This window comes from Sphaerochaeta sp. S2, from assembly GCF_016406725.1.
GTDB lineage: Bacteria > Spirochaetota > Spirochaetia > Sphaerochaetales > Sphaerochaetaceae > Sphaerochaeta.
This window is the reverse complement of sequence record NZ_JAEKNT010000443.1, coordinates 1-11,260: the sequence shown is the minus strand read 5'-3', so window position 1 is coordinate 11,260 and position 11,260 is coordinate 1. Positions and strand designations below refer to the sequence as shown.

At 50.0% G+C, this 11,260-nt stretch carries 12 protein-coding genes; 2 read left to right on the top strand and 10 right to left on the bottom strand.

The window, feature by feature from the left end; translation table 11 throughout:
* From carB to JF818_RS12700, 4 genes are all read right to left on the bottom strand, one after another.
* The coding region (gene carB / locus JF818_RS12715) for a carbamoyl-phosphate synthase large subunit (RefSeq protein ID WP_198892362.1) at window positions 1–2,392 on the bottom strand (2,392 nt) is incomplete at its 3' end.
* Window positions 2,389–3,534 (bottom strand): glutamine-hydrolyzing carbamoyl-phosphate synthase small subunit, encoded by a 1,146-nt coding sequence (carA, locus tag JF818_RS12710; protein WP_198892361.1) that lies wholly within the window; start codon window positions 3,532–3,534, stop codon window positions 2,389–2,391. The genes carB and carA, both read right to left, overlap by 4 nt.
* 141 nt (window positions 3,535–3,675) lie before the next feature.
* Window positions 3,676–4,056, bottom strand: coding sequence for a hypothetical protein (locus JF818_RS12705; protein WP_198892360.1), 381 nt, complete (start codon window positions 4,054–4,056; stop codon window positions 3,676–3,678).
* A complete protein-coding gene (locus JF818_RS12700; RefSeq protein ID WP_198892359.1) occupies window positions 4,053–5,315 on the bottom strand; it encodes a DUF1576 domain-containing protein in 1,263 nt (420 codons plus the stop codon). The genes JF818_RS12705 and JF818_RS12700 overlap by 4 nt, the downstream gene beginning before the upstream one ends.
* A gap of 320 nt (window positions 5,316–5,635) precedes the next feature.
* On the opposite strand from JF818_RS12700, the gene JF818_RS12695 reads away from it, so the two are divergent.
* Window positions 5,636–7,168: an IS66 family transposase gene (locus JF818_RS12695; protein ID WP_198892358.1), complete on the top strand. Its 1,533-nt coding sequence runs from the start codon at window positions 5,636–5,638 to the stop codon at window positions 7,166–7,168.
* Window positions 7,169–7,261: 93 nt separating this feature from the next.
* Here the strand turns inward: JF818_RS12695 and JF818_RS12690 are convergent, their stop codons facing one another.
* The 4 genes from JF818_RS12690 to JF818_RS12675 are packed head-to-tail and all read right to left on the bottom strand — an operon-like array spanning window position 7,262 to window position 9,511.
* Complete coding sequence (locus JF818_RS12690) at window positions 7,262–8,137, bottom strand: DUF4097 family beta strand repeat-containing protein (RefSeq protein WP_198892357.1); 876 nt, start codon at window positions 8,135–8,137, stop codon at window positions 7,262–7,264.
* 1 nt (window position 8,138) lies between these two features.
* Complete coding sequence (locus JF818_RS12685; protein ID WP_233067774.1) at window positions 8,139–8,492, bottom strand: PspC domain-containing protein; 354 nt, start codon at window positions 8,490–8,492, stop codon at window positions 8,139–8,141.
* Between the two features lie 14 nt (window positions 8,493–8,506).
* A complete protein-coding gene (locus JF818_RS12680; protein WP_198892355.1) occupies window positions 8,507–8,842 on the bottom strand; it encodes a hypothetical protein in 336 nt (111 codons plus the stop codon).
* 15 nt (window positions 8,843–8,857) lie between these two features.
* On the bottom strand, window positions 8,858–9,511 hold the full coding sequence (locus JF818_RS12675) for a PspA/IM30 family protein (protein WP_198892354.1): 654 nt from the start codon (window positions 9,509–9,511) through the stop codon (window positions 8,858–8,860).
* A gap of 212 nt (window positions 9,512–9,723) precedes the next feature.
* Here JF818_RS12675 and JF818_RS12670 point away from each other — a divergent pair, with 212 nt between their 5' ends.
* Window positions 9,724–10,728, top strand: coding sequence for a sigma 54-interacting transcriptional regulator (locus tag JF818_RS12670; protein ID WP_198892353.1), 1,005 nt, complete (start codon window positions 9,724–9,726; stop codon window positions 10,726–10,728).
* Between the two features lie 119 nt (window positions 10,729–10,847).
* On the opposite strand, the gene JF818_RS12665 is transcribed toward JF818_RS12670, so the two are convergent.
* Both JF818_RS12665 and JF818_RS12660 read right to left on the bottom strand, forming a co-directional pair.
* The gene (locus JF818_RS12665) at window positions 10,848–11,042 is read right to left on the bottom strand and encodes a PspC domain-containing protein (protein ID WP_198892352.1); all 195 of its coding nucleotides are present in this window, start codon (window positions 11,040–11,042) and stop codon (window positions 10,848–10,850) included.
* A partial coding sequence (locus tag JF818_RS12660; RefSeq protein WP_370570341.1) for a PspA/IM30 family protein occupies window positions 11,042–11,260 on the bottom strand: 219 nt, incomplete at its 5' end. The genes JF818_RS12660 and JF818_RS12665, both read right to left, overlap by 1 nt.

The window sequence follows — 11,260 nt, the reverse complement described above, 5'->3', positions numbered from 1 at the left end:
GTTCTGGGGTGCTCTTGTACGGAGGGAACACTGCAGCAGAGTCCCCGCTGTGGATTCCCGCCGCCTCAATATGCTGAAGAATACCTCCTACGTAGAGGCTTTCGCCGTCAGATACTGCATCAAGGTCGTACTCAAAGGCATCCTCAAGGAACTGGTCCACCAATACAGGGGCTTCAACTGATGCCTCAATCCCCTCAATGGAGGTAAGCCCCGCTTCATCGTACACGATGTACATTCCCCGTCCACCCAATACATGGCTGGGCCGTATGAGAACAGGAAAACCGATCTCGCGTGCGGTGAAGAGAATGTCCTCATTCTTTGTGACGGCTTTGTTCTTTGGTTGCCTGAGTCCAAGCTCTGAGACCAAGGCTGAAAACTTGCCACGGTCCCCTGCATCCAAAAGTCCTTCCAGGCTGGTTCCCTCCAGTCTTGCCCCTGCACGGGTGAGGGATGGGGCAAGGTTCAGTGGAGTCTGGCCTCCCAGTTGCACCACTACCCGCTGGGTCTGTTCATGACGCAGAATCTCCTTCACTTCCTCAGCGGTGAGGCCTTGCAAGTAGAGTCTGTCACTGATGTTGAAATCTGTTGAGACTGTCTCTGGATTGCTATTTACCATAATGGTCTTTCGCCCCAGCCTACGGTAGGCCATTGAGGCAAGGGTACAACAGGTATCGAACTCAAGTCCCTGTCCGATCCTGTTTGGACCACTTGCAAGGATTACCACCGCATCCTCTCCCATGGGTTCTGCTTCCTCCGTTTCACCGTAGGTGGTATAGAGATAGGGGGTGATTGCATCAAACTCCCCGCTGCAGGTGTCAACATGATGGGTTACAGGGTGCATCTCATAGGCGTACCGTAGCCGTTCGATGTCCTCAGCCTTCCTTCCACTCAGCATTGCGATATATACATCGCTCATTCCAGCCTTTTTTGCCTTGAGCAGGGTCTCCTCATCCAAGTGAAATGCAACTTCCTTTTCGATATCCAGCTGCTCTACCAGAAGATTGAGGAACCAAGGGTCAAATTGTGTGACCTCCTGAATTTTGGGCAATACTTCCAATCCTTCCCTGCAGAGCGTGGTATAGGCAGCAACCAAGCGCAAGGGGTGTGCACTATTGAGAAACCCTGCAACCTCCTCTTCATCATACAGGCCAATGCGAATGAGGTTGCATAATCCTTCGAGTTTTCTCTCTGAGCTCCTGATCCCCTTATTCAATGCCTCCAGGGCAGTTCTTCCCAGTGCCAAGGCTTCCCCGATGCTGCGCATCTGTGTTCCCAAGGCAGAGATGGGAAGTGGAAATTTCTCCAGCTCAAAGCGTGGTACCTTTACCGCACAGTAGTCGAGTACCGGTTCAAAGCAGGATACTGATTGCCCGGTTATTTCGTTGACCACCTCATCAAGGGTATATCCTACCGCCAACTTGGCAGAGCAGCGGGCTATAGGAAAGCCTGTTGCCTTGCTTGCAAGGGCTGAGGAACGGGAGACACGGGGGTTCATCTCTATGACCACCATCCTCCCTGTTTCGGGGTGTACTGCGAATTGGACATTGCTTCCACCGCAGTCGACCCCGATTGCGCGTAAAATGGCAATTGATGCGTCCCTCATCTTCTGGTAGCTACTCTCATCGAGGGTCTGGATGGGGGCGATGGTGATGCTGTCCCCGGTATGGACTCCCATTGGGTCAACATTCTCGATGGAACAGACGATAATTGCATTATCCTTCTTGTCTCGCATCACCTCCATTTCGAACTCTTTCCAACCGATGAGCGATTCCTCAATGAGGACTTCGTGGGTTGGACTGGTTTCCATGGCGTGCTCAAGTAATGAGGGGTACTCTTCCCTGTTGTAGGCGATGGATCCTCCCATACCTCCTAACGTGTAGGAAGGCCGGATGATCAGGGGGAAGGGGAAATCCTCAAGGAGTCCCATTCCCTCCTCCAGGTTGTGGACGATTGAGCTCTTTGCGCTTTCCAAGCCCAAACCTTCGATAACTTTTTTGAAAGCTCCACGGTCCTCCGCGAGCTTGATGGATGCGATGGAAGAGCCAATGACCTGAACCCCATACTGTTCGAGCAACCCTGACTCATCAAGCTCGAGTGCCAGATTGAGACCACTTTGCCCTCCCATGGTAGTGAGGATGGCATCTGGGCGTTCCCTTTGGAAAATCTGTTCTACATACTCAACTCTCAATGGATCGAGGTAAATGTGGTCTGCCATGCCAGGAGTTGTCATGACGGTCGCCGGATTAGGGTTGAGAAGAATAACCTCATATCCTTCCTCTTTCAAAGCCTTTACAGCTTGAGTGCCACTATAGTCGAACTCGCAGGCTTGTCCGATGACAATGGGGCCGCTGCCGATAACCAGGATTCTTTTAATATCACGTCTTGCACTCATACGCTTGCCTCCTTGGCATCCAGGATGAACCGGTCAAAAATCCAGGTTGCGTCATGAGGGCCTGGAGATGCTTCTGGGTGAAACTGGACACAGCTTACTCTCTTGTCTGTGCAGAACAATCCTTCGATGGAGTTGTCATTTGCATTCCTGAACCATACTGTTGCAGAAGGAGGCAGTGTCTTCGTCTCACTGGCGTAACTATGGTTCTGGCTCGTGACAAAGCAGGCACCAGTTTGGGTATCCACTACGGGGTGGTTACCCCCATGGTGCCCATATTTCATTTTCTTCGTACTTCCTCCCAGTGCCCAGGTTATTAGCTGGTGTCCGAGGCAGATGCCAAAGACGGGAAATCCTGCTTCTATGACCTGTTTTGTCATCGAGACAACGTCCTGTAATCGTTCAGGATCTCCTGGTCCGTTTGAGAGCAGCATTGCATTACATCCTGAGCGGAGAATATCCTCAGAGAGTACAGTAGGAGGAAAGAGGGTTACGGCCACCCCTCGACGGTAAAGTTCGGTGACAATTGATCGCTTGATCCCAAAGTCCACTACTGCAAATCGTAGTGAAGCATCCTTTGGCGCCCCAGAGAGAGGGTCCCTGACCACGCACTTGGTACTTATCCCTTCAATAAGGTCGAGCTCACTGACTGATGGATAAGCTCTCACCAAGGAGAGGGCATGTTCATGTTCTGAACGTGAAAGCGTCTTCCCTTCAGTCCTGAATATGATTGCCCTCTGGGCTCCCTTATTTCGTATATGGATGGTTAATGCACGAGTATCCACCCCACATAGGCCGACTATTCCGTGAGTGAGCAGATAATCATGTAAAGAGACCCTCTTTGGGGGAAGAGGGCCTGTATACACAGAATGAACAAGTAATGCTGTACAACTGATGGGCTTGGGTAACCCCAGATGCTCCTCAAAGGAAGCTTCGCACCCATAGTTTCCAATATGGGGGTAGGTCATTACGACCATTTGTCCATGATAGGAAGGATCGGTGAGGATTTCTTGGTAGCCACACATGCTGGTGTTGAAGACCACCTCTGCTATGGGAGCCTTTTTGCCAAGCAAGGGCGCGGGTGTTCCAAATCCAGTTGCGGTGAATACCGTTCCGTCCTCGAGAAGAAGAAAGCTTGTGTTCATAGGTTCTCCATCAGTTCAAATTGTAGGGATAATACCGGATACTGAAAATTTATGCAACAGTTTCTGTATGTTTATGCAACAAAATTCTGATTGATTATAAATTATGCAACACAATAAGGACAATATGTCGTAATATTGTTGTTATTTCTTCCCGATACTAAACTTCTCTGGATTGAATGCATCACTTCCAAGCCAGAGATCAATCCTCAGCCCACTATCTGAATTATCAACATCTGCATGTTTGATCTGCCATCCAATGAGTTTCAGCCGGGAGTCCCAGGTAACATCGTGTCCTGCCATCAATCCATAGTACTCTGCAAGCTCCGGCCGCTCTTGTTTTGGATGCAGGGCCTTGTTGATGTTTTTGAGCTCCGCTTCGCTCCTTTTCTTATCATCAAAGAAGGTAAGATGAGCTCCATCCTCTTCCTGGTGGAGTGAGACCACCAAGCGAAGCGGATTACCGTCCAGAAGAAAGTTTGTAACCTCCCCAATCAATCGGCCTAATAATTCTTTGCGTTTCATTGCGTGAAATCCTCCTCGGGGCGGTTGGTTTTGTACCACTGTAAGATTGCAACAAACAAGCTTGCCGTCAGCCCACCGGCAAAGCCATTGTTATACAGATCAAGTCCTCCATGCCAGGAGGCGGTTACTTCTACCATCACCAGATGCAGGAATCCAGCCAGTAGTCCTGCTATAAATCCGAACTGCCCAGCTATTGGAGCCAAGGTGGTGGCGAAGAGGGTTGCCAAGAGGGGGCCTGGAGCAACCAGAGACTTGTCAAACAGAAGTGTAGAGAGAATAACTCCCAACACTACAGGAAAGGTGTTTTTCAAGGTTTTTCCGAAACCCCCGAAAGCTATGATGGTAAACAAGGCTCCGATGGTTGGCCCATTGATAGGTGCCCCAATAAGAATCAGATACGCCCAGAAGACCAAGCCAAGCAACCCAATGTTCAAGAGTGTACCAGAGGTGTATCCGGTATCAAAAAAGTCATAAGGGAGACGTCCAGAGAGCTTTTGCACTTCCAACAACCCTTGAAAACCCTGCTTTGGTTTTTCAATGAAGAAGGCGGTCACTATCAATAATAGGGAGAACATGGGTATTACCAGGAAGAGGGGGAGTGAGAACTCCTCACTCCATGTAATGGCCAAGGGCTCCATTTTCCCTGCTGCAATGAGTAGGTTGGATGCAAACAGACCAATGAACCCACAACTGAAACCTACGTTGTACAGATTATAGCCTTGATGAAGCTGCAACATGGATCCTGCTACAGCAGGGAGGATAAAGCCGGCGGCAAGGCCTGCTACAATTCCCAGTGGAATGGAGAGAGGCAAGGGCAAGTCGGTTGAGAACATCAGAAAGGTCACTAAGGGTCCAAGAGCCGTGCCGAAAAGGGCAATCAGGCTGTAGGAGCCGAAGGTTTTGCGTGCAAGCTTGCTTGCCAGCCAGACTCCCAGGATGAGTGGGATGCTGTTGAGCAATGTATTGCCGAAGAATGAGAACCCCATCATGGTCAGAATTGCCGAAATGGTTGGCCCAGAAAGGCTGACTGATGCATGGAAGATGAGTACCAATGCCAGTAGTCCTACCGTGGCTGCATTGAACATAGCTGTTCCCACACCATGCAAAGTAAAGTCGCTGATCAGGCGAGCTGCTTGAGTCTGCAGACGTAGGGTATTCTGTAAAACAGTGAGCGGACCCTCAAGTATCATGGCTATGAGCATGAGGGAGCTGATAAGTACAATGAGTAGAGCATAGAGGATGCGTTCACTTCGTTCCACGGTGCCTCCTTGATAGCAGTATGCTACCTATAGATTCGGGAGAATAGCAAGTAAGCAAGGTATGAAAATAAGAAAATGCAGGTATATGGCAAGGAATGGTAATTGCTCAGGTATAGGCTTTTCTTCTTGAGCAATCTTTCTCCTCAGCCCATGTCTTGCTGTTGAATTCAATCATCCAGTCACCCCTGAAACTGATTCTATAAGTCCTTCCAAACCTGATATAATTCCTTGCAAATTAACGAATTCCAGTTGTATTTAAAGGTCCAATATGCTATACTATCTTCAAGTGGAGATAGGATTTAGATGGCACCAGAAGATACTTGGAAGAAGGAATTCGAACGGCTCAATCTCAAGATTGCCGTCTTTCCGCGACCAATGAGAAACTGGTCCTGCAAGGAATCAGGCAGTCTTCCCAGCTCTCCGAGGTCAATGACCAGAACAGGACCCAGTCCCAGATCATCGAAAAACTTTCCCGCACCATCGGTGAGCTCAGGCAGGTCATTGCTGCAAAGGATGCAAGAATAGTACAGCTCGAGAAACAGAAGAACAGGAACAGCGGCAACAGCAGCAAGCCGTCCTCCACTGATTTCTTCAACAAACCCAAGCCTTCCTCCATCAACAAGGGAGGAAAGGCTTCTCCCAAGAAAAGGACAGGAGGCCAGAAAGGGCATAAGGGCTCCACCCTGGAGCTCAAGGAGGAACCCGATGTCATCCATCGCTGCCTTCCCCATCAGTGCACCCTGTGCAAGCTGGCTGAGACGTGCAGGGCATCCTTTGATGTGGTCGATGTACGCATCGTCTCACAGCAAACCAGGCATGACCGCCTCCATGGCCTCTGTCCCAGGAGCGGGTTGCCTGTCACCGGTGACTACCCCCAGGGGGTGAATGCTCCCCTGCAATACGGGAGCAACCTCAAGGCGATGGTCGTCGCCCTCTCCTCGTTCGGGATGGTCAGTGTCTCCAGGATCCGAGAACTGATGGACGGCATCTGTGGTGTCTCGGTGAGTGAGGGAACGGTATGCAACATCCTTTGTGATTGTGCGGACCGCTGCAATTCGCTTGTCCCCGAGCTGAAGAACCTCGTCATGGCTTCTGGTACAGCACATTTTGATGAGACCGGCATACGGGTGAAGGGAAAGGTGCATTGGGCCCATACGGCCTCCACCGAGCAGGTCACACTCATCAGTTCCTACCACAAGCGTGGGGTCGAGGGCATCCTTGCCGGTGGCATCCTGGGGGGTTTCGAAGGGGTAGCGGTCCATGATTGCTGGGGATCCTATTACCATGAGCAGTTCAGCTCTGTCACCCATGCAGTATGCGGGGCATATATAGACAGGGAACTTGAGGGAGTCATCCAGAACAAGAAGCAACGATGGGCCCGGTCGATGCAGAACCTTCTGGGCACGCTCTACAAGAGGAAAAAGGAACTCATGGGGAATGGGATCGGCTGTGCCCCCAAGGAGATGCTGGAGGATTTCAGCAGGCAATACGACAGGATCCTTGAGAGAGCTTTCTCAAGGAATCCCTTCCAGGCACCAAAGGTAAAGAAACGGGGCAGGCCAAAGAAGGAAAAGGTGCGGAACCTCATTGAAAGTCTCAGGGAGCTGAAGGATGATGTACTGAGGTTCTTCACAGACTTCAGGGTCCCCTTTTCTAACAATATCGGGGAAAAAAGCTTCAGGATGAGCAAGCTGAAGATGAAGGTCGCAGGTTCTTTCCGCTCTGCTGATGGCGGCTCCAACTTCTGTACGATTTTCTCCATCATCGACACCGTCAGGAAGAACGGTGGCAACGCCTTCAAGGCATTGGTGCAACTGTTCAACAACTCATTCTCCCTGGCTTTCTTGGGCTAGAAAACTGCTTGGGAGACCTGAGTAGTTACAAGGAATGTAAAAAAATAGGCAGTGCATTATGCATTCTGCCTATGTGTATTCATTATGGAGAGATTAGTATAACAAATCGATTTCCCCACTTACCGATGAAAGTCTCACCAGGGTGCTTGCCTCTCCTGTCTGCAAGCTGGCCTCATTCCCAGTTTGTCGTTCGTCGTTGAACTCGATTGAACCACTGACCGTTGACGCTGTCACCTTGAGGTTCTCACTTGAGCGAAGGTTCAATTCAATTGCTCCGCTGGTAGTCTTGGCCTCAACAGAGCTCCCTTCAGGAAGGCGAACTTCTCCCTCTATCCTGGAACTCACTGTCTTGAGGGTGGTCTTGGCTCCTGAAATCTGTTGGACTTCCACCGTGCCGCTCGTTGATGAGAGCGTTACATCTCCATCAGAGGAGGCTTCTTTTCCAGAGATGTCCCCACTGACGGTACGCAGTTCCAGATTGTCTGATGCCCTGAGAGTGAGAAAGTCAACCTCGCCACTTACGCCAGAAACCTTCGTCGAGTTGGTTTTCATGGGGTGCATCAAGGTGATGTCCCCACTGGTGGAAGTGACTTCCAGGCGTCCCAGGTCCTCACTGGGGAGTGTGATCATCAAGGGAGAAGGATTGTAGGAGAAGAAACGGATGAACCAACGTTTGATCGGGGTGACTGAAACAGTTACCAGGGAACCTTGTTTTGAAACCTTGAGCTCTTCATTGTCATGCTTTCCAAGAGAAATACTGGCTTGCCTTGCTCCTTCATCAACCTCAATAATAATGTCATTGCTGATGGTTGATACCTCGAGGGAGTCTCCCTCCTGGAAGTCTATCTGCTGGTCCCTGCGCTGCTCGATCCCCCGCTTCTCCCATCCCTTGTAGAGGGAGAAGGAGAGAGCGAGTATGAGCACCAGGATGATCAGGAAGATTTTATTGGCGTTGGTGTCCTTCAGCATATCAGTTCCCTTGGTGGAATCGGTCGTCCCAGTCGCGTTCCTTGTTGAACATCTCACTTTCCATTTTTTCCACTTTGCGCTTGAGACGTTCATACTCAGCCTTCAGTTCCTCTTCGCTCGAATCTGGTGCATCGTTTGAATAGATGGTCGAGTCATAAGAGCCTTCAGGATTCATTGGTATCATGAGCGCAGCAAGCAAGTAGATGAGTGCTCCTGGAAAGATGCCTGTTGCCAGTACCACAAGAAATACAATCAGGCGGACCGGGTCAGGGGGAAGGTCCCTCCACTCGGCAAGGCCGGTGCAAACACCGAAAATTTTTCCCCGAGGGGATCTGTACAATCGTTTGGTAGCCATAGTAGTCATTCCTTTCATTCCTTATCTTCAAAGCCTTCAGATGAGTTTTTCCGGCTCTTGGTAATCGTCTCAAGGTTGGCAAGCCGCTCCTGCAGGTCATCAATTCCTTTTCTTAGTTCCGCCCTATTGGTTCCCTGTCGCCACTCGGTGAAGCTGGCTTCAGAGGCAGTCCCCTTCTTTCGCTTTTTGTACTTTGTGTCGCTATAGGTCCCTGGTGGGTACCCCATCTCCATTTCTCGCATCCGAAGGGCTGCATCGATCTTTTTCTTTCTCAGGCTGTAGCGATGATCAAGGGTGGATACGACTATAATGAAGGTAAAAATAACTGTTAAGATCCAGATTGCTTCCATGCCTTACCCCTTTGCTCACAGGCCGGCGCGTTTGCGCAATTCCTCGATCTCAGCATCGATGTCATCCATCTCCTCGAGGTCTCGGAATTTCTCGTCCAAGGTAGAGCCACTGCGGTTCAGGTCATTGTCAGCCTGCATACGGTCTATCTTCTCTTCCATATCACTGAAGCGGTGAAGCGTATTTCCCTCGCTTGCACGTCTCAGGGTTTCCTGGGCAGCTTGTTCTTCTCTGGCCCGTTTTGCCCTCTCAACCATCATCTGGTACTTCTGCTTCACGGTGGATAGCTTGTCCTCAATCTGGTTGATTTCACTCTTTGCGGTTTTGATTACCTCGTCATAGGTGGTAAGTTCCTCTTTGAGGCGATCAAGTGTTGCTTTGGCCTGTTTCTTCTCAAGTAGTGCTTCCCGTGCCAAATCTTCGCGTCCCTTGCTTATAGCCAGTTCTGCTCGGCTCTGCCAGCGTTCTACTGCATTGAGCGCTTCTTTATAGGTACGGTCGGTCTTTGCCCTGCTGGCCATTTTTGCGGCGCAGGAACTCTTGAGTTCAATCAGGGTATCTTCCATCTCCTGCATCATCAACTTGATCATCTTTTCGGGATCTTCTGCCTTATCGAGCAGTGAGTTGATGTTTGCATTTACAATATCCAAGAATCTTGAAAAAACTCCCATAATATCTCTCCTTAGGTAGTAGTACCACCTCTGTTTCTATAAGTCTAGTTGCACGATTCGTGCCAACTCCAATATATCTATGAAAAATTTGATAAATCACCATTTTAGCAAGGATTGGAGCTACACGGCTTTTCTTGTCTGCTGAGCTGTGCTACCCTGTTTCTGGCAAATCATACCAAGGATGGCAAAATTTACCAACAGAGGAGCACCGAATGGAATCCCTACAGGGCGGAGGATACAACCAGCAACCACTAGGAGAAAGCGAAGTTTTCCTAGATTTCCAGAGCAAGCTGAGCCGTGCAGCTACCGTGAATCGTTCTGTCCTCCTGGTAGGGGAGCGTGGCAGCGGCAAGGAGATTGCAGCAAGAAGATTACACTTTCTCTCTCCTCGATGGCAGCAGAGCTTGGTAACCGTCAACTGTGCTGCTCTTCCTCCTTCCTTGATCGAGACTGAACTTTTCGGTTATGAGCAGGGAGCGTTCACCGGGGCCCAGAAGACCCGCAAGGGGCGATTTGAAGAGGCAGAGGGAGGTACGCTTTTCCTGGATGAGATCGGGCTCATCCCTCTGGAGGTACAAGAGAAGATCCTTCGTGTAGTGGAATATGGTACCTATGAACGGGTTGGTTCCTCTGTCACCCATGAGGTGAATGTGAAGATCATCGGTGCTACCAACGCAGATCTTCCTACTCTCTGCAAGGAAGGAAAGTTCAAGGAAGACCTTCTGGACCGACTCTCTTTTGAAGTGTTGTTCCTGCCTCCGCTTCGAGAGCGTGGAGAGGATATCCTATTGCTTGCCTCATATTTTGCCTCAAAAATGGCTCTTGAGTGTGGTAGAAGCGAAATGCCGGTTTTCTCAGAGGAAGTGCAAGCTTCCCTGCAATCCTATCCCTGGCCTGGTAATGTGCGTGAATTGAAGAATGTGGTTGAGCGGGCTGTCTACCGCAGCGATACCCCAGAAATTGAACACCTCGATTTCAATCCATTTGAAAATCCTTTCACCCAAAGAGAGATGGAGGGAGAGGAAAGTGTTGTCACACAAAAGCAGAAACAACTGGACTTGTCGCAGTTTGGACAAGCTCGTATTGATCTCGATGTCTCCTACCTTGCAGAGGCCTTGAAACAGGCCGGGGGGAACCAGAGGGAGGCAGCCAAGCTCCTTGGCCTTACTTACGACCAGCTCAGGGGATTGTACAGAAAATATCAGGATCTGCTGTAGTACACAATTTGATGAACATATATATGCAAAGATGCAAAGAGGGCTGCTTCTCTGTCTGATTTTCAGTCAGACTTGTAAAGCAGCCCTGAGGAAGAACTGTGATCTATGTCATGAAAAAACTATCGTGAGGGGAGGATGAGGGCTGTGCCCAGGTAGGCAATCACCATCGGGATGAACCCCACAGAGAAAAGCAGGATGATTCCAACGATTCTCAACAGGAGTACGGGAAGCCCTGACCACGTTGCCAGTCCCTGGAAAACTCCAAGAATCATACCTCTTCGCTCACGGTAGAGCGTCCTGTGGTAGTAGTCCATTACTTCTGCTCCTTCTCTTTCTTCTTGCTCATTGATGCCTTCAGCTGTTCCATCTCTGCATCAATCTCATGTTCACTTTCCATTCTGCTGAACTCGTCGGCGGCACTGGATGTTCCATGGTAGCCGGCCATTTCTGCGTCTGCTTCCATGCGCTCGATCTTGCTCTCCAGTTCACTGAACTTGCGAGCCAAGTCCGTACTGTCACTGCTCTTCAGGGT